Origin of the sequence: Nesterenkonia sp. E16_10 (assembly GCF_017347085.1) — a bacterium.
Taxonomy (GTDB): Bacteria; Actinomycetota; Actinomycetes; order Actinomycetales; family Micrococcaceae; genus Nesterenkonia.
This window is the reverse complement of the sequence record NZ_JADPSA010000001.1, coordinates 141,008-163,283: the sequence shown is the minus strand read 5'-3', so window position 1 is coordinate 163,283 and position 22,276 is coordinate 141,008. Positions and strand designations below refer to the sequence as shown.

The 22,276-nt window shown below is 64.1% G+C and carries 28 protein-coding genes; all 28 read left to right on the top strand.

Features of this window, described 5'->3' with window-relative positions; genetic code table 11:
• Positions 1-51: 51 nt before the first annotated feature.
• The 28 genes from I2487_RS00770 to map all read left to right on the top strand — a co-directional run bounded on the left by I2487_RS00770 (position 52) and on the right by map (position 22,102).
• Entirely contained in the window at positions 52-3,939 is a 3,888-nt protein-coding gene (locus tag I2487_RS00770; RefSeq protein WP_207169887.1) for a DNA-directed RNA polymerase subunit beta', read from the top strand.
• Between the two features lie 332 nt (positions 3,940-4,271).
• Positions 4,272-4,646: a 30S ribosomal protein S12 gene (gene rpsL / locus I2487_RS00765; protein ID WP_036473238.1), complete on the top strand. Its 375-nt coding sequence runs from the start codon at positions 4,272-4,274 to the stop codon at positions 4,644-4,646.
• Positions 4,646-5,116, top strand: coding sequence for a 30S ribosomal protein S7 (gene rpsG / locus I2487_RS00760; protein ID WP_036473239.1), 471 nt, complete (start codon positions 4,646-4,648; stop codon positions 5,114-5,116). Before rpsL ends, rpsG begins: the two co-directional genes overlap by 1 nt.
• A gap of 18 nt (positions 5,117-5,134) precedes the next feature.
• Entirely contained in the window at positions 5,135-7,249 is a 2,115-nt protein-coding gene (fusA, locus tag I2487_RS00755) for an elongation factor G (protein WP_207169882.1), read from the top strand.
• 240 nt (positions 7,250-7,489) lie between these two features.
• Positions 7,490-8,680: an elongation factor Tu gene (gene tuf / locus I2487_RS00750; protein ID WP_207169881.1), complete on the top strand. Its 1,191-nt coding sequence runs from the start codon at positions 7,490-7,492 to the stop codon at positions 8,678-8,680.
• A gap of 564 nt (positions 8,681-9,244) precedes the next feature.
• Positions 9,245-9,553, top strand: coding sequence for a 30S ribosomal protein S10 (rpsJ, locus tag I2487_RS00745; RefSeq protein WP_022871716.1), 309 nt, complete (start codon positions 9,245-9,247; stop codon positions 9,551-9,553).
• A gap of 21 nt (positions 9,554-9,574) precedes the next feature.
• Entirely contained in the window at positions 9,575-10,237 is a 663-nt protein-coding gene (gene rplC / locus I2487_RS00740; protein WP_207169880.1) for a 50S ribosomal protein L3, read from the top strand.
• Between the two features lie 5 nt (positions 10,238-10,242).
• Entirely contained in the window at positions 10,243-10,857 is a 615-nt protein-coding gene (gene rplD, locus I2487_RS00735; RefSeq protein ID WP_207169879.1) for a 50S ribosomal protein L4, read from the top strand.
• The gene (rplW, locus tag I2487_RS00730; RefSeq protein WP_106121796.1) at positions 10,854-11,162 is read left to right on the top strand and encodes a 50S ribosomal protein L23; all 309 of its coding nucleotides are present in this window, start codon (positions 10,854-10,856) and stop codon (positions 11,160-11,162) included. The genes rplD and rplW overlap by 4 nt, the downstream gene beginning before the upstream one ends.
• 37 nt (positions 11,163-11,199) lie before the next feature.
• Entirely contained in the window at positions 11,200-12,036 is an 837-nt protein-coding gene (rplB, locus tag I2487_RS00725) for a 50S ribosomal protein L2 (protein ID WP_036473244.1), read from the top strand.
• A gap of 12 nt (positions 12,037-12,048) precedes the next feature.
• A complete protein-coding gene (rpsS, locus tag I2487_RS00720) occupies positions 12,049-12,330 on the top strand; it encodes a 30S ribosomal protein S19 (RefSeq protein WP_036473245.1) in 282 nt (93 codons plus the stop codon).
• Positions 12,331-12,398: 68 nt separating this feature from the next.
• The gene (gene rplV / locus I2487_RS00715) at positions 12,399-12,764 is read left to right on the top strand and encodes a 50S ribosomal protein L22 (protein ID WP_036473246.1); all 366 of its coding nucleotides are present in this window, start codon (positions 12,399-12,401) and stop codon (positions 12,762-12,764) included.
• Positions 12,764-13,582 carry a 30S ribosomal protein S3 gene (rpsC, locus tag I2487_RS00710; RefSeq protein WP_036473247.1) on the top strand — a complete coding sequence of 273 codons (819 nt, stop codon included), beginning with the start codon at positions 12,764-12,766 and terminating at the stop codon, positions 13,580-13,582. The genes rplV and rpsC overlap by 1 nt, the downstream gene beginning before the upstream one ends.
• Positions 13,582-13,998: a 50S ribosomal protein L16 gene (rplP, locus tag I2487_RS00705; protein WP_036473248.1), complete on the top strand. Its 417-nt coding sequence runs from the start codon at positions 13,582-13,584 to the stop codon at positions 13,996-13,998. Before rpsC ends, rplP begins: the two co-directional genes overlap by 1 nt.
• 2 nt (positions 13,999-14,000) lie before the next feature.
• Positions 14,001-14,288 carry a 50S ribosomal protein L29 gene (rpmC, locus tag I2487_RS00700; protein WP_207169878.1) on the top strand — a complete coding sequence of 96 codons (288 nt, stop codon included), beginning with the start codon at positions 14,001-14,003 and terminating at the stop codon, positions 14,286-14,288.
• Between the two features lie 2 nt (positions 14,289-14,290).
• Complete coding sequence (gene rpsQ, locus I2487_RS00695; protein WP_207169877.1) at positions 14,291-14,563, top strand: 30S ribosomal protein S17; 273 nt, start codon at positions 14,291-14,293, stop codon at positions 14,561-14,563.
• A 418-nt stretch (positions 14,564-14,981) separates the two neighbouring features.
• Positions 14,982-15,353 (top strand): 50S ribosomal protein L14, encoded by a 372-nt coding sequence (gene rplN / locus I2487_RS00690; RefSeq protein ID WP_036473253.1) that lies wholly within the window; start codon positions 14,982-14,984, stop codon positions 15,351-15,353.
• 3 nt (positions 15,354-15,356) lie between these two features.
• The gene (gene rplX, locus I2487_RS00685) at positions 15,357-15,692 is read left to right on the top strand and encodes a 50S ribosomal protein L24 (RefSeq protein WP_207169876.1); all 336 of its coding nucleotides are present in this window, start codon (positions 15,357-15,359) and stop codon (positions 15,690-15,692) included.
• Complete coding sequence (gene rplE / locus I2487_RS00680; RefSeq protein WP_036473255.1) at positions 15,692-16,267, top strand: 50S ribosomal protein L5; 576 nt, start codon at positions 15,692-15,694, stop codon at positions 16,265-16,267. Before rplX ends, rplE begins: the two co-directional genes overlap by 1 nt.
• 115 nt (positions 16,268-16,382) lie before the next feature.
• Positions 16,383-16,781, top strand: coding sequence for a 30S ribosomal protein S8 (gene rpsH / locus I2487_RS00675; protein ID WP_036473257.1), 399 nt, complete (start codon positions 16,383-16,385; stop codon positions 16,779-16,781).
• A 20-nt stretch (positions 16,782-16,801) separates the two neighbouring features.
• On the top strand, positions 16,802-17,338 hold the full coding sequence (rplF, locus tag I2487_RS00670; RefSeq protein ID WP_036473258.1) for a 50S ribosomal protein L6: 537 nt from the start codon (positions 16,802-16,804) through the stop codon (positions 17,336-17,338).
• Positions 17,339-17,341: 3 nt separating this feature from the next.
• The gene (gene rplR / locus I2487_RS00665; protein WP_207169875.1) at positions 17,342-17,713 is read left to right on the top strand and encodes a 50S ribosomal protein L18; all 372 of its coding nucleotides are present in this window, start codon (positions 17,342-17,344) and stop codon (positions 17,711-17,713) included.
• Positions 17,710-18,468, top strand: a complete 759-nt coding sequence (gene rpsE / locus I2487_RS00660; protein ID WP_345941286.1) for a 30S ribosomal protein S5 — start codon at positions 17,710-17,712, stop codon at positions 18,466-18,468. The genes rplR and rpsE overlap by 4 nt, the downstream gene beginning before the upstream one ends.
• The gene (gene rpmD / locus I2487_RS00655; RefSeq protein WP_207169874.1) at positions 18,465-18,701 is read left to right on the top strand and encodes a 50S ribosomal protein L30; all 237 of its coding nucleotides are present in this window, start codon (positions 18,465-18,467) and stop codon (positions 18,699-18,701) included. Before rpsE ends, rpmD begins: the two co-directional genes overlap by 4 nt.
• A gap of 2 nt (positions 18,702-18,703) precedes the next feature.
• Positions 18,704-19,198, top strand: coding sequence for a 50S ribosomal protein L15 (gene rplO / locus I2487_RS00650; protein ID WP_207169873.1), 495 nt, complete (start codon positions 18,704-18,706; stop codon positions 19,196-19,198).
• Positions 19,199-19,383: 185 nt separating this feature from the next.
• Positions 19,384-20,691 carry a preprotein translocase subunit SecY gene (secY, locus tag I2487_RS00645; RefSeq protein WP_207169872.1) on the top strand — a complete coding sequence of 436 codons (1,308 nt, stop codon included), beginning with the start codon at positions 19,384-19,386 and terminating at the stop codon, positions 20,689-20,691.
• Complete coding sequence (locus tag I2487_RS00640) at positions 20,688-21,257, top strand: adenylate kinase (RefSeq protein WP_207169871.1); 570 nt, start codon at positions 20,688-20,690, stop codon at positions 21,255-21,257. Before secY ends, I2487_RS00640 begins: the two co-directional genes overlap by 4 nt.
• Positions 21,254-22,102 (top strand): type I methionyl aminopeptidase, encoded by an 849-nt coding sequence (map, locus tag I2487_RS00635; RefSeq protein WP_207169885.1) that lies wholly within the window; start codon positions 21,254-21,256, stop codon positions 22,100-22,102. The genes I2487_RS00640 and map overlap by 4 nt, the downstream gene beginning before the upstream one ends.
• Positions 22,103-22,276: the final 174 nt, after the last annotated feature.

Here is a 22,276-nt window from a genome sequence, read left to right as displayed (position 1 = left end):
ATGCACCTTCACTCCGTCACGAATCTTTAGAGAAAAGAGAGATACCGGACTATGTCCCAAGAATCCTCATTCGGCACAATGCGTATCGGGCTTGCCACCGGTGACGAAATCCGTGGTTGGTCCTATGGTGAGGTCAAGAAGCCTGAGACCATCAACTACCGCACCCTGAAGCCCGAGAAGGACGGACTCTTCTGCGAGAAGATCTTCGGCCCGTCCCGGGACTGGGAGTGCTACTGCGGCAAGTACAAGCGCGTGCGCTTCAAGGGCATCATCTGTGAGCGCTGCGGCGTCGAGGTCACTCGCGCCAAGGTGCGCCGTGAGCGGATGGGCCACATCCAGCTCGCCGCCCCGGTGACTCACATCTGGTACTTCAAGGGCGTTCCCTCGCGCTTGGGCTACCTGCTGGACCTGGCGCCGAAGGACCTCGAGAAGGTCATCTACTTCGCCGCCTACATGATCACCGAGGTCGACACCGACCGTCGCCACGACGACCTGCCCAACCTGCAGGCCGAGATCGACCAGGAGCTCAAGCACCTGGCCGATCAGCGTGACTCCGACATCGCCGCGATCTCCAAGGACCTCGAGGGTGACCTCGAGCGTCTGGAGGGCGAGGGTGCCAAGGCTGCCGAGAAGAAGAAGGCGCGCGACACCTCCGACAAGCAGATGTCACAGGTGCGCAAGCGCGCCGACGCCGAGATCGAGCAGCTCGAGCGGGTCTGGGATCGCTTCAAGAACCTCAAGGTCTCCGACCTCGAGGGCGATGAGGCGCTCTTCCGCGAGATGCGCACCCGCTACGGCCAGTACTTCGAAGGTGCCATGGGCGCCGAGGCGATCCAGCGTCGCCTGGCGAGCTATGACATGGAGGCTGAGGCAGAGCGGCTGCGCGAGATCATCGCCACCGGCAAGGGTCAGCGCAAGACCCGGGCCCTGAAGCGGCTGAAGGTGCTCAACGCGTTCCTCGCCAACGGCACCACCCCGCGCGGCATGGTGCTCGAGGCCGTCCCGGTGATCCCCCCGGAGATCCGTCCGATGGTCCAGCTCGACGGCGGTCGTTTCGCGACCTCGGATCTCAACGACCTCTACCGTCGTGTGATCAACCGCAACAACCGCCTGAAGCGTCTGCTGGATCTCGGTGCCCCCGAGATCATCGTGAACAACGAGAAGCGCATGCTCCAGGAGTCCGTGGACTCGCTCTTCGACAACGGTCGTCGCGGTCGTCCGGTCACCGGACCGGGCAACCGGCCGCTGAAGTCGCTCTCTGACATGCTCAAGGGCAAGCAGGGACGCTTCCGGCAGAACCTGCTCGGCAAGCGCGTGGACTACTCCGGGCGTTCGGTCATCGTGGTCGGACCCCAGCTTCAGCTGCACCAGTGCGGTCTGCCCAAGCAGATGGCGCTGGAGCTGTTCAAGCCCTTCGTGATGAAGCGTCTGGTGGATCTCAACCACGCGCAGAACATCAAGTCGGCCAAGCGCATGGTGGAGCGTCAGCGTCCCCAGGTCTGGGACGTTCTCGAAGAGATCATCACCGAGCACCCGGTGCTGCTGAACCGCGCACCCACCCTGCACCGTCTGGGCATCCAGGCCTTCGAGCCGCAGCTGGTGGAGGGCAAGGCCCTTCAGCTGCACCCGCTGGTCTGCTCGGCGTTCAACGCCGACTTCGACGGCGACCAGATGGCCGTCCACCTTCCGCTGTCTCCCGAGGCCCAGGCCGAGGCGCGCATCCTGATGCTCTCCTCGAACAACATCCTGAAGCCCTCGGACGGCCGCCCGGTGGCGCTGCCCTCGCAGGACATGATCATCGGTCTGCACCACCTCACCACCAAACGTGAGGACGAGGTCGGCGCAGGTCGCGCCTTCTCCTCCATCGGTGAGGCGCAGATGGCCTTCGACCTGCGTGAGCTGCACATCAACGCGCCGGTCAAGATCACCGTGGAGGGCTACACGCCCTCAGCCGCGGTGCCTGCTCCCGAAGGCTGGGAGCCGGGAACCCCGGCCACGCTGAACACCACGATGGGCCAGGTGCTCTTCAACCAGCTGCTGCCGGAGGGCTACCCCTGGCAGGACTCGGTGGCGGACAAGGGCCAGCTCTCGAACCTGATCAACGATCTGGCCGAGCGCTTCCCGAACAACGTCACCGCCCGCACCCTGGACAACCTCAAGGACGCCGGCTTCTACTGGTCCACCCGCTCGGGCGTCACCGTCGCAATCTCCGACGTGACCTCGAACATGGACAAGAAGAAGATCATGGACGTCTACGAGGACCAGGCCGCCAAGGTCCAGTCCCAGTACGACATGGGTCTGATCGGCGATGACGAGCGCCACTCCGAGCTTGTCGAGATCTGGACCAAGGCCACCGACGAGGTGGCCGCAGCGATGCAGGCCGGCATGGATGAGCACAACAACATCAACCGGATGGTCACCTCCGGCGCCCGAGGCAACTGGCTTCAGGTCCGGCAGATCGCGGGCATCCGTGGTCTGGTGACCAACCCCAAGGGTGAGATCATCCCGCGGCCGATCAAGTCCTCCTACCGCGAGGGCCTCTCGGTCCTCGAGTACTTCATCGCCACCCACGGCGCCCGCAAGGGCCTGGCGGACACGGCGCTGAAGACGGCGAACTCGGGCTACCTGACCCGTCGTCTGGTGGACGTCTCGCAGGACGTCATCGTGCGTGAGGCAGACTGCGGGACCTCCCGCGGGCTGACCGTCACGATCGCGGTGGCCGACGACAACGGCGAGCTGAAGCTGCATGAAGAGGTGGAGAACTCCGCCTACGCCCGCACGCTGGCCGTGGATGTGCACGACGCCGAGGGCAACCTGCTCGCAGAGGGCGGATCCGACGTCGGCGATGTGCTGATCGACAAGCTCTTCGCCGCAGGCGTCTCCGAGATCAAGATCCGCTCGGTGCTGACCTGTGAGTCCGCGGTGGGTACGTGTACCCGCTGCTACGGCCGCTCGCTGGCCACCGGACAGACCGTGGACATCGGCGAGGCTGTCGGCATCATCGCCGCACAGTCCATCGGTGAGCCCGGCACGCAGCTGACCATGCGTACCTTCCACACCGGCGGCATCGCCTCGGCAGACGACATCACCCAGGGTCTGCCCCGTATCCAGGAGCTCTTCGAGGCCCGCACCCCCAAGGGTGTGGCGCCGATCGCGGAGGTCGCCGGACGGGTGCACCTGGATGATTCGGAGAAGCAGCTGCGCCTGGTGCTGACTCCGGACGACGGTTCCGAGGAGCACGCCTACCCGATCCTGCGCCGTGCACGTCTGCTCGTCTCCGACGGTGAAGCCGTCGAGGTCGGTCAGCAGCTGGTGGCAGGCGCCGTGGACCCCAAGCAGGTGCTTCGAGTGCTCGGCCCCCGCGCCGCGCAGAAGTTCCTGGTCTCCGAGGTCCAGGACGTCTACCAGTCCCAGGGCGTGGGCATCCACGACAAGCACGTGGAGGTCATCGTCCGGCAGATGCTGCGCCGGATCACCGTCATCGACTCCGGAGGCACCAACCTGCTGCCGGGCGAGCTGGCGGACCGGTTCCGCTTCACTGCCGCCAACCGCAAGGCTGTGGCAGAGGGCGCGCAGCCGGCCTCGGGACGCGACGAGCTGATGGGCATCACCAAGGCCTCGCTGGCCACGGATTCCTGGCTTTCGGCGGCCTCCTTCCAGGAGACCACCCGGGTGCTCACCCAGGCGGCGATGGAGTCCAAGTCCGATCCGCTGCTGGGCCTGAAGGAGAACGTGATCATCGGCAAGCTGATCCCGGCCGGCACCGGTCTGGATCGGTACACGCAGTCCACGGTGGAGCCCACCGAGGAGGCCAAGGCCAATCTGTTCACCGGCCCGAGCCTCTACGGCTCGAGCTTCGACTACGCAGGAGCCGAGGGCGACGGCGAGTTCCATGCCATCCCGCTCGACGACTACAACACCGACGTCGACTTCCGCTGAGCGGAGCTGACACCAGGTTCCGCTGAGGCCCCGAAGATCGAGGGCTGAGGACGGAGCGGCAGGCAGGGCCCGGGGGAGCGATGCTCTCCCGGGCCCTGCCTCGTCTGAAGCGTCCTCGGGCCCGTTCGCGCTCCGGGGGCGCAGCTGTTAGTGTTAACGTGATTGTTTCTGATGTGGCAGAGGGACTCGGTCCGGGTTGCGGGGAAGTTGCGCAACACATGCCACATTTTTGCACGCCTGGGGACCAGTACCCGCGGACCGTGTGTAGAACTCTCGACCGCGGGCAGACCTCAAACCTCTGCTTCCCTCACTACACGTATGGAGAACGCATAGTGCCTACTATTCAGCAGCTTGTGCGCAAGGGGCGTCATCCCAAGCGCACCAAGAACAACACCCCTGCACTGCAGGGCAGCCCGATGCGTCGTGGCGTGTGCACTCGTGTGTACACCACGACCCCGAAGAAGCCGAACTCGGCTCTGCGCAAGGTGGCCCGTGTGCGCCTCGGCGGCGGCGTCGAAGTCACCGCCTACATCCCGGGCGAGGGACACAACCTGCAGGAGCACTCGATCGTGCTCGTGCGCGGCGGTCGTGTGAAGGACCTTCCCGGTGTCCGTTACAAGATCGTCCGCGGCGCCCTCGACACCCAGGGTGTCAAGGGTCGCGGTCAGGCTCGCTCCCGCTACGGGGCCAAGAAGGAGAAGAAGTAATGCCACGTAAGGGACCCGCACCCAAGCGCCCTCTCGTCCAGGATCCGGTCCACGGATCACCCTTGGTCACGCAGCTGATCAACAAGGTCCTGGTCGACGGCAAGAAGTCCACCGCCGAGCGCATCGTCTACGGCGCACTCGAAGGCGTCGCGAAGAAGTCCGGCGATGACCCGGTGACCACGCTCAAGAAGGCCATGGACAACGTCCGCCCGGCACTCGAGGTCCGCTCCCGCCGCGTCGGCGGCGCGACCTACCAGGTCCCCGTGGAGGTCAAGCCCGGTCGCTCGACCGCGCTGGCCCTGCGCTGGCTGGTCGGCTACTCCAAGGATCGCCGCGAGAAGAGCATGACGGATCGCCTGATGAACGAGATCCTCGACGCCTCCAACGGTCTTGGTGCCGCTGTGAAGCGCCGCGAGGACACTCACAAGATGGCCGAGTCCAACAAGGCCTTCGCCCACTACCGCTGGTAATAGAAAAGGGGAATCACCGTGGCACAAGACGTGCTCACTGACCTCAAGAAGGTCCGCAACATCGGCATCATGGCTCACATCGATGCCGGTAAGACCACCGCAACCGAACGCATCCTGTTCTACACCGGCATGAACCACAAGATCGGTGAAACTCACGACGGTGCGTCCACGACGGACTGGATGGAGCAGGAGAAAGAGCGCGGCATCACGATCACCTCCGCCGCGGTGACCTGCTTCTGGGGCGACAACCAGATCAACATCATCGACACCCCCGGGCACGTGGACTTCACCGTCGAGGTGGAGCGCGCGCTGCGCGTCCTCGATGGTGCCGTCGCCGTGTTCGACGGCAAGGAAGGCGTGGAGCCGCAGTCTGAGACTGTCTGGCGCCAGGCCGATAAGTACAACGTCCCGCGCATCTGTTTCGTCAACAAGATGGACAAGCTCGGCGCAGACTTCTACTACACCGTGGACACCATCAAGTCCCGGCTGGGTGCAACACCGCTGGTGATGCAGCTGCCGATCGGCTCTGAGAGTGACTTCGTCGGCGTCGTGGACCTGCTCCAGATGAAGGCCCTGGTGTGGCCCGGCGACTCCAAGGGCGATGTCACCATGGGTGCTCAGTATGAGACCCAGGAGATCCCCGAGGACATGAAGGAGCAGGCCGAGGAGTACCGCAACACGCTCATCGAGCAGGTTGCCGAAGCCGACGATGTGCTGATGAACAAGTACCTCGAGGGCGAAGAGATCACCAACGACGAGCTCAAGGAAGGCGTGCGCAAGCTCACCGTGGCCTCCGCCGCCTACCCGGTCTTCTGCGGCTCTGCCTTCAAGAACCGCGGCGTGCAGCCGATGCTCGACGCCGTCATCGACTACCTGCCGACCCCGGCAGACGTCGAGGCCATGGAGGGGCACAAGCCCAACCATGAGGACCAGATCCTGACCCGTCGCCCGAGCAAGGAGGAGCCCTTCTCCGCGCTGGCGTTCAAGATCGCCTCCCACCCGTTCTTCGGGCAGCTCACCTTCATCCGCGTGTACTCCGGCAAGCTCTCCGCCGGCGCGCAGATCGTGAACTCCACGAAGGGCAAGAAGGAGCGCATCGGCAAGCTCTTCCAGATGCACGCCAATAAGGAGAACCCGGTCGAGGAGATCCAGGCCGGTCACATCTACGCGGTCATCGGACTCAAGGACACCACCACCGGTGACACGCTGTGCGATCCGAACGACCAGATCGTGCTCGAGTCGATGACCTTCCCGGAGCCTGTGATCTCCGTGGCCATCGAGCCGAAGTCCAAGTCCGACCAGGAGAAGCTCTCCACGGCCATCCAGAAGCTGGCGGCCGAGGACCCGACCTTCACCGTCACCCAGAACGACGAGACCGGCCAGACCGAGATCGGCGGAATGGGCGAGCTCCACCTGGACATCCTGGTGGACCGCATGCGTCGCGAGTTCAACGTGGAGGCCAACGTGGGCAAGCCCCAGGTCGCCTACCGCGAGACCATCAAGAAGCGTGTGGAGAAGGTCGACTACACCCACAAGAAGCAGACCGGTGGTTCGGGCCAGTTCGCCAAGGTGCTCATGAACTTCGAGCCTCTCGACACCGCGGACGGCGAGATGTACGAATTCGCCAACCTGGTGACCGGTGGACGCATCCCCCGCGAGTACATCCCCTCGGTGGACGCAGGCATCCAGGACGCCATGGGTCTCGGCGTCCTCGCCGGCTACCCGATGGTCGGAGTCAAGGCCGAACTCACCGACGGCGCCTACCACGACGTCGACTCCTCGGAGATGGCGTTCAAGCTCGCCGGCTCCCAGGTGTTCAAGGAAGGCGCACGCCGGGCCAATCCCGTGCTGCTCGAACCGATGATGTCCGTCGAAGTCCGTACTCCCGAGGAGTACATGGGCGAGGTCATCGGTGACCTGAACTCCCGCCGCGGTCAGATCCAGTCGATGGATGACGCAGCAGGCGTGAAGGTCATCAAGGCACTCGTGCCGCTGTCCGAGATGTTCGGCTACATCGGTGAACTGCGCTCGCGCACTCAGGGCCGTGCAGTCTTCACCATGTCCTTCAACTCGTACGCCGAGGTCCCGAAGGCCGTGGCCGAAGAGATCATCGAGAAGAACCGCGGCGCCTGATCCACCACTCGGCTCCCCGGTCCGCTGAGTCCGCTCGGCGGACCGGGATCGAGCCAGGCGGCTCGGCAATGCTTCGAGGAAGCGAGGTCCCCGAATGACCTCCACCGCTCCTCACGCAGCACCATTCGGGAAATTTCACCAAATACCTAGCGATTAGTAGACTTGCATGAGTTTCAGCCTCGTTGACAGTGCGGCTGGAGTAAGTCTTCTTACCTGTTTCAAGTTCTATAGGAGGAACCTGTGGCCAAGGCAAAGTTTGAGCGTAACAAGCCGCACCTGAACATCGGCACCATCGGTCACGTTGACCATGGAAAGACCACCCTGACCGCCGCGATCTCGAAGGTCCTGGCAGAGAAGTTCCCGGACCTGAACCAGGGCCGCGACTTCGCCTCGATCGACAACGCTCCCGAGGAGCGCGAGCGCGGCATCACGATCAACGTCTCCCACGTGGAGTACCAGACCGACAAGCGCCACTATGCACACGTGGACGCCCCCGGTCACGCTGACTACGTGAAGAACATGATCACCGGTGCCGCTCAGATGGACGGTGCGATCCTGGTCGTCGCCGCCACTGATGGCCCGATGGCGCAGACCCGCGAGCACGTGCTGCTGGCCCGCCAGGTGGGCGTGCCCTCCCTGCTGGTCGCACTGAACAAGTCCGACATGGTCGAGGATGAAGAGCTCCTGGACCTCGTCGAGATGGAGGTGCGCGAGCTCCTCGATTCACAGGGCTACGACGGCGACAACGCACCGGTCATCCGCACCTCGGGCCTGAAGGCTCTCGAGGGCGACGCCGAGTGGGTCAAGACCGTCGAAGACCTCATGGAAGCCGTGGACAGCTTCATCCCGGAGCCGGAGCGCGACAAGGACAAGCCGTTCCTGATGCCCATCGAGGACGTCTTCACCATCACCGGTCGTGGCACCGTGGTCACCGGTCGCGCCGAGCGCGGCACGCTGAAGATCAACTCCGAGATCGAGATCCTCGGAATCCGTCCGAAGCAGAAGACCACCGTCACCGGTATCGAGATGTTCCACAAGCAGCTCGACGAGGCATGGGCCGGCGAGAACTGTGGCCTGCTGCTTCGCGGTCTGAAGCGCGATGACGTCGAGCGCGGCCAGGTCGTGGCAGCTCCCGGCTCCATCACCCCGCACACGCAGTTCGAGGCCAACGTCTACATCCTCTCCAAGGATGAGGGCGGTCGCCACAACCCCTTCTACACCAACTACCGTCCGCAGTTCTACTTCCGGACCACCGACGTCACCGGCGTCATCTCGCTGCCCGAGGGCACCGAGATGGTCATGCCCGGTGACAACACCGAGATGACCGTGGAGCTCATCCAGGAGATCGCCATGGAAGAGGGCCTCGGCTTCGCCATCCGCGAGGGTGGACGCACCGTTGGTTCAGGCCGCGTCGTGAAGATCCTGAAGTAATCTTCGGATCCTCTGCGTGACCCAGCTGCCGGGGGAAGAACCCGGAAGCTGAGCTGAGCAAAATCATGAGACCCCGGTGGCATCAGCCACCGGGGTCTCGTGTTTGTCATGGGTGCCCATCTATGTGAGAATAGACAGGTTGCTCACGGGCCCTGTGCCCCGGTGTGCCCTCGGGTCCACCGCGTGGAGCGAATTCCAAAACTTATAGGCCGACACCCGTTCAGTGTTTCGCTGTGTGCAGGATCCCTGCTCATATAAGCGACACGCCCGACCGCGGGGGTCGGATGCCCGTCAGCCCGAGGAACCCGTCGAGGCCTGCTTCACGCAGGATTCGCAGGCACGGATTCGGACTGTTCGGGTCGTGCATCTTCGCCACGCATCGTCAGACTTGGGAGACCGAGCGGATGCAGGTGCGGGTGCGCAGCCCATAACTGCAGAAGGTCAGCACCGCCTGCCCCGCGAGGGAGCCAGCGCTGATGCCTCTCTGGGAGCCCCCATGGCTCCGTCACAGTCTTGGGCTGCGACGTAAGACGAATGTCAGAACACCAGAAAGAGGCTCAACGCATGGCGGGACAGAAAATCCGCATCCGGCTGAAGTCGTATGACCACGAAGTCATCGACACCTCGGCCCGGAAGATCGTCGACACGGTCACACGTGCTGGTGCAACGGTTGTCGGCCCAGTGCCGCTGCCCACCGAGAAGAACGTGTATGCCGTCATCCGGTCGCCCCACAAGTACAAAGACTCTCGCGAGCACTTCGAGATGCGCACTCACAAGCGCTTGATCGACATCGTGGACCCGACGCCCAAGGCCGTCGATTCCCTGATGCGACTCGACCTGCCTGCAGACGTCAATATCGAGATCAAGCTCTAGCAGGGAGGTGCTGAGAACACTATGACCAATATTTCCCGCGTTGAACTGAACGTCAAGGGACTGCTGGGCACGAAGCTCGGCATGACCCAGGTCTGGGACGAGAACAACGTTCTCATCCCAGTCACTGTTGTCCAGGCCGACTCCAACGTCGTGACCCAGGTCCGCACCACCGACAGCGACGGATACAACTCCGTGCAGATCGGCTTCGGGCGCATCGATCCCCGCAAGGTGACCAAGCCGCTGGCAGGTCACTTTGAGAAGGCCGGCGTGACCCCACGTCGCCACGTGGTGGAGATCCGCACCGGTGACTCCGGCTCCTACGAGCTCGGACAGGACCTGACCGTCGAGTCCTTCGAGACCGGCCAGAAGGTCGATGTCATCGGCAAGACCAAGGGCAAAGGCTTCGCCGGCGTCATGAAGCGTCACGGCTTCGCCGGTGTGGGCGCCTCGCACGGTTCCCACAAGAACCACCGCAAGCCAGGCTCCATCGGCGGCGCATCCACCCCGGGCCGCGTCTTCAAGGGTCTGCGCATGGCAGGTCGGATGGGCGGCGTCCGTCAGACCACCCATAACCTGACCGTCCACGCAGTGGACCCCGAGAAGAACCTGCTGCTCATCAAGGGTGCCCTTCCGGGTGCTCGCGGCCAGGTCGTCCTGGTCCGCACTGCAGTGAAGGGAGCATGATCCACATGGCCAACAAGGTTTCTGTCGACTTCCCCGCCGAAGTATTCGACGCCAAGACCAACGTCGCGCTGATCCACCAGGTGGTCGTCGCTCAGCGAGCTGCGGCTCGCCAGGGCACCCACAAGACCAAGACTCGTGCAGAGGTCTCCGGCACCGGCGCCAAGCCGTTCCGGCAGAAGGGCACCGGTCGTGCTCGTCAGGGCTCGCTGCGCGGACCCCACATGGTCGGCGGCGGCGTGGTCCACGGACCGCAGCCCCGCGACTACTCCCAGCGCACGCCCAAGAAGATGAAGGCCGCCGCCCTGCGCGGTGCCCTCTCGGACCGGGCACGCAACGACCGCATCGTCGTCGTGGACTCACTGGTCACCGACCAGGCCTCGACGAAGGCGGCCAAGGCGGCGCTGGCGGATCTCGGCGGCGCGAACCGCAACTGGCTGGTCGTGATCGACCGCAGCGATGACATCGCCGCGCTGTCGACCCGCAACCTGCCGCACGTCCACACCCTGTATGCCGATCAGCTGAACACCTACGACGTCATCGTCTCTGATGACATCGTGTTCACGCAGGCCGGCTATGACGCCTTCCTGGCACAGGGCACTGCGAAGGAGGAGACCAAGTGAGCGTCCTGACAAGCAAGGACCCGCGCGACGTCGTCATCGCACCCGTCGTGTCAGAGAAGTCCTACAGCCTGATCGATGAGGGCAAGTTCACCTTCCTGGTGGACCCCCGAGCCACGAAGTCCGAGATCAAGTACGCGGTGGAGAAGATCTTCTCCGTGCGCGTCGACTCGGTCAACACCATCAACCGAGCTGGCAAGCGCAAGCGCACCAAGTTCGGATGGGGCTCACGCACCGGTACCAAGCGTGCGATCATCACCCTCAAAGAGGGACACAACATTGACATCTTCGGAGGATCCGCAGCCTGATCGGCTGATCGGAACCACTTGATCGAGGAAGAAGAATATGGCTATCCGTAACCTCAAGCCGAACACACCGGGCCAACGCGGCTCGTCTGTGGCCGACTTTGCAGAGATCACCCGGGACACCCCGGAGAAGTCCTTGCTGCGTCCGCTGTCCAAGACCGGCGGCCGAAACAGCTCGGGCAAGATCACCACACGTCACAAGGGTGGTGGCCACAAGCGCCAGTACCGTGTGATCGATTTCCGTCGCGCAGACAAGGACGGAGTGCCGGCGAAGGTCGCTCATATCGAGTACGACCCGAACCGCACCGCTCGTATCGCGCTGCTGCACTTCATCGACGGCACCAAGCGCTACATCCTGGCCCCGGCCAAGCTGGAGCAGGGTGCTGCCGTGGAGTCCGGCCCCAACGCCGACATCAAGCCCGGCAACAACCTGCCGCTGCGCAACATCCCGCTCGGCACCGTGGTGCATGCAGTGGAGCTGCGTCCAGCAGGCGGCGCCAAGCTTGGCCGCTCCGCAGGCGCAGGGATCCAGCTGGTGGCCCGCGAGGGCAAGTTCGCCCAGCTGCGTCTGCCCTCCGGCGAGGTCCGCAACGTCGATGTTCGCTGCCGCGCGACCATCGGTCAGGTGGGCAACGCCGAGCAGTCCAACATCAACTGGGGCAAGGCTGGACGCATGCGCTGGAAGGGCGTTCGTCCGACCGTCCGCGGTGTTGTGATGAACCCGGTCGACCACCCGCACGGTGGTGGCGAGGGCAAGACCTCCGGCGGTCGTCATCCGGTCAACCCGAATGGCAAGCCGGAAGGGCGCACCCGCCGTCCGAACAAGGAAAGCGACAAGCTCATCGTGCGTCGCCGTCGTACCAAGAACAAGCGATAGGAGCCTGGAGACATGCCACGCAGCTTGAAGAAGGGCCCCTTCGTAGATCAGCACCTGTACCTCAAGGTCGTCGCTGAGAACGAAAAGGGCACCAAGAATGTCATCAAGACATGGTCCCGCCGTTCCATGATCATCCCCGACATGCTCGGCCACACCCTGGCCGTGCACGACGGACGCAAGCACATCCCCGTGTTCATCACTGAGTCGATGGTCGGGCACAAGCTCGGCGAGTTCGCTCCGACGCGTACATTCCGCGGCCATGTGAAGGACGACAAGAAGGGCAAGCGCCGCTGATCGCTTCCTCCTTGGAGGAACGATCTGCGAGCTTGTACTTCGTGTCACAAGACGAGAGAAGGAAAGCAATGGAAGCCAAGGCAATTGCGCGCTACCTGCGTGTGACGCCTATGAAGGCCCGGCGCGTCGTCGACCTTGTCCGCGGCAAGCAGGCCAACGAAGCACTGGCAATTCTGAAGTTCGCCCCTCAGGGCGCTACAGAGCCGGTGGCCAAGGTGGTCGCTTCTGCGCTGGCGAATGCTCGCCAGCACGCAGACAAGGAAGGAGTCGCCTTTAACGAGGACGCCTTCTTCATCACCGAGGCACGCGTCGATGAAGGCCCGACCATGAAGCGGTTCCGTCCCAGGGCTCAAGGCCGGGCGTTCCGCATCAACAAGCGCACCAGCCACGTGACCATCGTGGTCGGCGCCGAAGAGAAAGGTGGGGATCAGTAGTGGGACAGAAGATCAACCCCAATGGTTTCCGTCTGGGCATCACCACTGACCACGTTTCGCACTGGTACGCCGACTCGACCAAGGCCGGTCAGCGTTACAAGGACTTCGTGAAAGAGGATGTCCAGATTCGTGAACTCCTGGCCAAGTCCGTGGAGCGCGCCGGCATCTCGAAGGTTGAGATCGAGCGCACCCGCGACCGCGTCCGGGTGGATATCCACACGGCGCGGCCAGGCATCGTCATCGGTCGCCGCGGCGCCGAGGCGGACCGGATCCGCAGCGAGCTGGAGAAGCTCACCGCCAAGCAGATCCAGCTGAACATCCTCGAGGTCAAGAGCCCCGAGACCGATGCTCAGCTGGTCGCCCAGGGTGTTGCCGAGCAGCTCGCCGCTCGTGTGGCGTTCCGCCGCGCGATGAAGAAGGCCATCACCTCGGCGATGCGTTCAGGGGCAAAGGGTATTCGTATCCAGTGCGCCGGACGCCTCGGCGGTGCAGAGATGTCCCGCTCCGAGTTCTACCGCGAAGGTCGCGTTCCGCTGCACACCCTGCGCGCGAACATCGACTTCGGCAAGCACGAGGCCAAGACCACCTTCGGCCGCATCGGCGTGAAGGTCTGGGTCTACAAGGGCGATCTCACCGCCAAGGAGCTCGCCGCGCAGCAGGCTGCACAGCCTTCAGGTCGCGGTGGAGCCCGTGGCGGTCGTGGTGGACCCCGCGGAGGCGGCGAAGAGCGTCGTCGTCGTGGCCCGGGCCGCGGCCGCGAAGCTGGTGCCCAGGCACCCGCCGAAGCCGGATCTGGTGCTGAAGGAGGGCAGAACTGATGTTGATGCCCCGCCGAGTCAAGTACCGCAAGCCGCACCGGCCCAAGCGCCGCGGGCGGGCCAAGGGTGGAACCGAGCTCGCCTTCGGCGAGTACGGCATCCAGGCCCTTGATCCCGCCTACGTGACGAACCGCCAGATCGAATCTGCGCGTATCGCCATGACCCGCCACATCAAGCGTGGCGGCAAGGTCTGGATCAACATCTACCCGGACCAGCCGCTCACCAAGAAGCCTGCCGAGGTCCGCATGGGCTCCGGCAAGGGTTCCCCGGAGTGGTGGATCGCCAACGTCAAGCCCGGACGGATCATGTTCGAGCTGTCCGGTGTCACGGAGGAAGTCGCCAAAGAGGCGCTCCGCCTGGCAATCCACAAGCTGCCCATGAGGGCACGCGTGATCAGCCGAGAGAGTGGTGAGTGACAATGGCAGTTGGAACCAAAGAGCTGACCGTTGAGAAGCTCGCAGAGATGGACTCAGCAGGCCTTGCAGAGGCGCTGCGCTCTTCCAAGGAAGAGCTGTTCAACCTCCGCTTCCAGTCCGCCACCGGCCAGCTTGAGAGCTCCAGCCGGTTGAAGGACATCAAGCGCGACATCGCCCGGATCTACACCGTGGTGCGTGAGCGGGAGCTGGGCATTCGCGAGAATGTCGATGCCGCTGCGGACTCCTCGGATTCGGCTGATGAGCAGAACGAGAAGAAGACTGAGGACTGAGCATGAGTGAAGCAACTGCAGAGACCCGCAATGACCGCAAGACCCTGCGCGGCGTCGTCGTCTCCGACAAGATGAATAAAACCATCGTCGTCGAGGTCGAGGACCGTCGTAAGCATGGTCTCTACGGCAAGATCATGAAGCGGCACACGAAGTTCATGGCTCACGATGAGAACGAGCAGGCAGGCATCGGCGACACCGTGGTGATCGCCGAGACCCGCCCGCTGTCCGCAGCCAAGCGCTGGCGGCTGGCCGAGATCGTCGAGAAGGCCGAGTGATCCCACGCTGAGCGCAGTGGCAGCAGCTGCTGCCGCCGCGCTCAGCGTGCACGCTCCGCGTGCCTCCAAGGGCCCGACTCCTGCACCCTCCCGGTGCAGAAGTTGGGCCCTTGGCGTCTCTCGTGTAGGATATTGAGGCTGTGCGCCCTTGTAGATGAGGCTATCCACCTCAGAGGACAGCGCACGTCCCCGAAAGGGCCCCCCGGGGCCCCGGGAAACGCCGCCTCGGCCATGCATTCAACTGCCCGTCCCTTCACGGGATGGAGAGTGTGTGGGTAAGCGGCCAGGGGACTTGTCAGGTAAGTCGGACCACAGGCCCGCAGCGGTTTGATCGCCGCCACGGGTGTCCGACTCAGGCTAGAAGTTCCACAAGGCTCGGCACGAGTCCGAGAACCAGTGAGACGACAGGAGAAAACAAGTGATTCAACAGGAATCGCGGCTCAAGATCGCCGACAACACCGGTGCCAAGGAAGTCCTTGTCATTCGGGTGCTCGGTGGATCGGGACGCCGCTATGCAGGTATCGGCGACACATTCGTCGCCACCGTCAAGGACGCAATTCCGGGCGGAAACGTCAAGAAGGGCGACGTCATCAAGGCTGTTGTCGTGCGCACCAAGAAGAAGATCCGTCGTAACGACGGGTCCTACATCAGCTTCGACGAGAACGCTGCTGTGATCCTCAAGGGTGAGACTCCTGAGCCGCGCGGAACCCGTATCTTCGGGCCCGTCGGTCGCGAGCTGCGCGAGAAGAAGTTCATGAAGATCGTCTCGCTCGCTCCGGAGGTGCTCTGACCCATGGCCAAGATCAAGAAGGACGACCTCGTCCAGATCCTCACCGGTAAAGACAAGGGCAAGCAGGGCAAGGTCCTGCAGGTCCTGCCAGCCAAGGAACGCGTCATCGTCGAAGGCGTCAACCGCGTCAAGCGCCACCTCCGTGCCGGCCAGTTCGGCAGCACCGAGGGCGGCATCGTGGAGTCCGAGGCTGCTATCCACATCTCCAACGTCGCCGTGGTCGACCCCGAGACGGGCAAGCCCACTCGCGTCGGCTACCGGCAGGAGACCGTGGAGCGGGATGGCGTCAGCAAGACCGTGCGCATCCGCTTCGCCAAAGCTTCCGGAAAGGACCTGTGATGACTGAGGTTCAGAGCGAGACTGAGAAGACCACCCCCCGGCTCAAGGGCAAGTACCGCGCAGAGATCCGCTCCACGCTGCAGGAGGAGTTCGGATACTCCAACGTCATGGAGGTCCCCGGCCTGGTCAAGGTCGTGGTCAACATGGGCGTCGGCGAGGCGGCTCGTGACTCCAAGCTCATCCAGGGCGCCATCGAGGACCTGACCAAGATCACCGGTCAGAAGCCCAAGGTGACTCGCGCCCGGAAGTCCATCGCCCAGTTCAAGCTGCGCGAAGGACAGCCGATCGGCACGCACACCACGCTGCGCGGCGATCGCATGTGGGAGTTCGTGGACCGCCTGGTGACCCTGGCGCTGCCCCGTATCCGCGACTTCCGCGGACTCAGCGGCAAGCAGTTCGACGGAAACGGCAACTACACCTTCGGTCTGACCGAACAGTCGGTGTTCCACGAGATCGATCAGGACAAGATCGATCGCCCTCGCGGCATGGACATCACTGTGGTGACCACCGCGAAGACTGACGAGGAAGGCCGCGCGCTGCTCAAGGCGCTGGGCTTCCCCTTCAAGACCGAATAACAGCAACTACGCCGCAGGTCCTTTCACCAAAGGTTCCGACTCCTTCCGACTCATCTCGGGGGATCGAGTTCCTTCGGAGATCTGAAACCACGGCGAGGAAGGGCAGAAGCCCCTCATGACAATGACTGACCCCGTCGCAGACATGTTGACCCGTCTGCGCAATGCCAACTCGGCTTTCCACGATCAGGTCTCAATGCCCAGCTCCAAGCTGAAGGTTCGCTTGGCTGACATCCTGAAGGCGGAAGGCTACATCTCCGAATGGCGCGAAGAGGAGGCCGAGGTCGGCAAGACCCTGGCCATCGACCTCAAGTTCGGCCCGAACCGTGAGCGTTCGATCGCCGGCCTGCGCCGCATCTCCAAGCCCGGTCTCCGGGTCTACGCGAAGTCCACGAACCTCCCGCACGTCCTGGGCGGCCTCGGCATCGCGATCCTGTCCACGTCCTCCGGTCTCCTCACAGACCGGCAGGCAGCCAAGAAGGGTGTAGGTGGGGAAGTCCTCGCCTACGTCTGGTAACCGGAAGGAGTCGAAGCACTATGTCACGCATCGGTCGTCTTCCGATCACCATCCCTGCCGGCGTCGAGGTCAAGCTGGAAGGTCGCCAGGTCTCCGTCAAGGGGCCCAAGGGCGAACTCTCCCGCACTCTTGCCGAAGGCATCACCGTCTCAGAAGAGGACGGCACCCTCACGGTGTCCCGTCCCAACGATGAGCGCGAATCGCGTTCACTCCACGGCCTGACCCGCACCCTGATCAACAACATGATCATCGGTGTCACCGAGGGCTACTCCAAGAAGCTCGAGATCGTCGGCACCGGTTACCGCGTGCTGGCCAAGGGCTCAGACCTGGAGTTCGCACTCGGCTACTCGCACCCGGTCCCGGTGAAGGCCCCTCAGGGCATCACCTTCGAGGTTGCGAGCGCCACCAAGCTGTCTGTCAGCGGAATCGACAAGCAGCAGGTCGGCGAGGTCGCCGCCAACATCCGCAAACTGCGCAGGCCTGACCCGTACAAGGGCAAGGGCGTGCGCTACGAGGGCGAGCAGGTTCGCCGCAAGGCTGGAAAGGCAGGTAAGTAAACCATGGCTATTGGTATCAAGGGCAAGTCCAAGTCCGCTGCCCGCGGCCGCCGCCACCTGCGCCTGCGCAAGAAGCTCAACGGTTCCGCCGAGCGTCCGCGCCTGGTGGTCAACCGCTCTGCTCGTCACATGGTCGCTCAGGTCGTCAACGACCTGGAGGGCACGACCCTGGTCTCCGCCACCACTATGGAGGCAGACCTGCGCAGCTTCGACGGCGACAAGACCGCCAAGGCGAAGAAGATCGGCGAGCTGGTCGCCGAGCGCGCCAAGGCAGCCGGCATCGACGCTGTGGTCTTTGACCGCGGCGGCAACAAGTACCACGGTCGCGTGGCAGCCGTCGCCGACGGCGCCCGGGAAGGTGGTCTGAAGCTGTGAGTGAGAACGCAAACAACCCTGAGAAGGACTCGTCTGTGACTGAGGCCAAGGAAACCGCCGCTCCCGAGACTGCATCGCAGACTCAGGCCGCCGGTGAGAAGAGCAATGCTGGCGGTGAGCGCGGCGGCCGCGGTGACAACCGCGGCGGTCGTGGTGGTCGCAGCGAAAGCGGCGGCCGCGGCGGTCGTGGCGGCCGTGGCGGACGTGAAGAGGAGAAGGACAAGTTCCTCGAGCGCGTCGTGACCATCAACCGCGTCTCCAAGGTCGTCAAGGGTGGTCGACGCTTCAGCTTCACCGCCCTGGTGATCGTCGGAGACGGCGACGGACTGGTCGGCGTCGGCTACGGCAAGGCCAAGGAAGTCCCGGCGGCCATCGCCAAGGGTGTGGAAGAGGCCAAGAAGAGCTTCTTCCGCGTCCCGCGCGTCGGCTCCACCATCCCGCACCTGGTCAAGGGTGAGGATGCTGCCGGCGTCGTCCTGCTTCGTCCGGCCTCACCCGGTACCGGTGTGATCGCCGGCGGTCCGGTCCGCGCAGTCCTGGAGTGCGCAGGCATCCATGACGTGCTGACCAAGTCCATGGGCTCGGTGAACGCCATCAACATCGTTCACGGCACCATCGATGCCCTCAAGCAGCTCGAAGAGCCCGAATCCGTGGCAGCCCGCCGCGGCAAGGCTCTCGACGAGATCGCACCGGCCCGGATGCTGCGCACCATGGCGGCTGACCGCGAAGCCCGTGCACAGAAGGCAGGTGCATGACTTTGCGCAGTACCGTCAATTACAACACCGCGCGCAACCTGAAGGTCGGCGAGCACAAGCTCACCGTCACTCAGGTGAAGTCCCTGATCGGCGCCAACCCCAAGCACCGCGAGACTGTTCGCTCGCTTGGTCTGAAGCGGATCGGCCACACCGTGGTCCGTGAAGCCGACGCCGTGACCGTGGGCATGCTCAACAGTGTGAAGCATCTAGTGCAGGCTGAGGAGGCGAACTAAGGATGCCAGAGAACACCGCTGACGATTCCAACGTCCTCAAGGTCCACGATCTGCGTCCAGCACGCGGCGCCAAGAAGTCCCGCACCCGTGTGGGACGTGGTGAAGCCTCCAAGGGCAAGACCGCAGGCCGTGGTACCAAGGGCACGAAGGCCCGTTACCAGGTCCGCGCCGGCTTCGAGGGTGGTCAGCTTCCGCTGCACATGCGCCTTCCGAAGCTGCGCGGCTTCAAGAACCCGTTCCGCGTGGAGTACTCGCCGGTCAATCTGACCAAGCTCGGCGAGATGTTCCCCGAGGGCGGCACCGTCGATGCCGATGACCTGATCGCCAAGGGGGCTGCTCGCAAGGGCCGCCCGGTGAAGGTCCTCGGCTCCGGGGAGATCTCCGTGGCCGTGACCGTGAAGGCTCACGCCTTCTCGGCCAGCGCCGAGGAGAAGATCAAGGCTGCCGGTGGTTCCACCGAGCAGCTCCCGCTGAAGGCCGCCTCCAAGCAGGCCTGATCGGCTCTCCATGATCAAGACCCCCGTGGTTCCCACGGGGGTCTTGTCATATCCAGGCCGGTTCCGGCCTGTCATGTCCCGGCCGGTCCCGGCCATGGATTCTTTCCCCGTGCGCACCGCGCGTTAGTATGACTGACTGTGCGGCCGAAGGCCGCGCGACGGCAATTCACGCTTCAGGAGGCCGCTTGTTCAGCGCGATCGCAAGGGTGTTCAAGACACCCGACCTGCGTCGAAAGATCTGGTTCACCATCGCGATCATCGCGATCTACCGCATCGGCGCATTCATCCCGGCACCCGGGGTGGACTACTCAGCAGTGCAGCAGTGCCTGGCACTGGGAACCACTGAGGGCGGCCTCTACTCGTTCGTGAACATGTTCTCCGGCGGAGCAATGCTCCAGGTGTCCATCTTCGCGCTGGGGATCATGCCCTACATCACCGCGGCGATCATCGTGCAGCTGCTGCGCGTGGTCATCCCGCGCTTCGAGAACCTCCAGCGCGAGGGCGCCCAGGGTCAGTCCAAGCTCACCCAGTACACCCGCTATCTCACCATCGCGCTGGCGCTGCTCAATGCCACCACTCTGGTCTCCATGGCCCGCACCGGCGCCCTGCTGGGCTGTGACATCCCGATCATCACCAACGACGTGCTTCCTGTCGTGCTGCTGATGATCCTGGCGATGGTCACCGGTGTCGCGCTGATCATGTGGCTCGGCGAGCAGATCACCGAACGCGGCGTCGGCAATGGCATGTCCATCCTGATCTTCGTCTCCATCGCTGCGGGCTTCCCCGGCGCCATGGGCGAGATCTGGACCACCCAGGGATGGCGCACCTTCGGCATGGTGATGCTGATCGGTCTGGTCACCATCGCCGCAGTGGTCTTCGTCGAGCAGTCCCAGCGCCGCGTGCCGGTGCAGTACGCCAAGCGGCAGGTGGGTCGCCGCACCGTCGGCGGGACCTCCACCTACATCCCGATCAAGGTCAACATGGCCGGGGTCATCCCGGTCATCTTCGCCTCCTCGGTGCTGATGCTCCCCTCGGTGCTGGCCCAGTTCAACCAGCCCGGACCCGGCGAGGAGCCCTCGGGGTTCATCCAGTTCATCCAGACGTACTTCGTCGGCGGCACCCATCCGCTGTACATGGCCGCGTTCTTCCTGATGACCATCTTCTTCACCTACTTCTACGTCACGATCACGTTCAACCCGAACGAGGTCGCCGAGAACATGCGCAAGTTCGGAGGGTTCATCCCCGGCATCCGCGCGGGCAAGCCCACCGAGAGCTACCTGGCCTATGTGATCTCCCGGATCACCTTCCCCGGCGCGCTCTACCTGGGCCTGATCGCGCTGATCCCGCTGATCGCCTTCGTGCTGATCGGCGCGAACCAGAACTTCCCGTTCGGCGGCACCTCGATCCTGATCATGGTCGGCGTGGGACTCACCACGGTGAAACAGATCAACGCACAGATGGAACAACGGAACTATGAAGGGTTGCTGCGATGACGCGCATGTTGATAGTCGGACCCGCCGGTTCAGGCAAGGGCACCCAGTCGAAGCGGATCTCCGAGGACCTCGGGATCGTCGCCATCTCCACCGGTGACATCTTCCGAGTGAACATCAAGGAGCAGACCGAGCTCGGACGCGAGGCTCAGGGCTACGTGGACGCCGGGAACCTGGTGCCGGACTCCGTCACCAACCGGATGGTCGAAGATCGCCTCACCTGGGCGGACGCCGAGAACGGCTTCCTGCTCGACGGGTATCCGCGCAACCGCACGCAGGTCGCCGCGCTGGACGAGATGCTCTCCCGTCTCGACGTGAGCCTCGACGTGGTCCTGGAGCTCACCGCAGACCGCGAGGAGCTGATCTCCCGGCTCAAGAAGCGCGCGGAGATCGAGGGCCGAGAGGACGACGCGGACGAAGCCGCCATTCGTCGTCGACTCGAGATCTTCGAGTCCGAGACCGCGCCGATGATCGCGGAGTACGAATCACGCGGACTCGTGCGCCGAGTCGACGGGCTGGGCCCGATGGACGAGGTCAACGCACGCATCATGGAAGCCCTGAAGCCCTGATGTTCTCGCGCACACGGATCGAGCTGAAGTCCGAGGAGCAGCTGGGCCATATGGCTGCTGCGGGCGCGATCCTCAACGAGGCTCTGGAGGCCACGCTCGCCGCAGCCGCCCCGGGGGTGAGCACCGGCGCGCTCAACGATGTGTTCGCCGAGATCATCACCGCCCGCGGCGCGAAGCCGAACTTCTTGAACTACCACGGGTTCCCCGGCTATATCTGCGCCTCCGTCAACGAGGAGGTCGTCCACGGCATCCCGGGGGAGCGGGTCCTCGCCCCCGGGGATGTGCTGAAGATCGACGGCGGCTGCATCATCGAGGGCTGGCACTCGGACTCGGCGCGCACCCGCATCCTGGGCTCCTCCCAGGAGGGCACCGCAGATCCTGAGGACGAGCGACTCTCGGCGATCACCGAGGCGGCGATGTGGCGCGGGATCGCGGCCTTCGCCAACGCCAAGGCCACCGGAGAGATCGGCGAGGCCATCGAGGACTACGTGTCGGCCCAGCCCGGCAAGAAGCTCGGCATCCTGGAGGACTACGTGGGCCACGGCATCGGCTCGCAGATGCACATGCCCCCGGATGTGTTCAACTATTCCACCGGCGCCAAGGGCACGAAGATCCGCCCCGGCATGGCGCTGGCCATCGAGCCCATGCTCACCCGCGGTGGCATCGAGACCAAGGTCCTGGACGACGACTGGACCGTGGTGACCAGCGACGGCTCCCGAGCCAGTCAATGGGAACACTCGGTGGCCCGCCACGAAGAGGGCATCTGGGTGTTGACCGCTGCAGACGGTGGGGCGGCCGCGCTGGCACCGCTGGGCGTGACGCCCGTGCCGCTGCCCGCGGCCTGAACCTCTCCGGAACATCCGCGCCGTCGGAGGTTCAGCGCGGCAGAATTCCGAAGTTGTCCAGGGCGAACCCGTCCTGTAGGCTTTACTGCTGGTTGTCTCTGTCGTTCTGCGTGCCTGCATCCAGTGCCGGTACGCATCGGGGAGAGACGCCGCAGCAATCGAATCAGACCACCT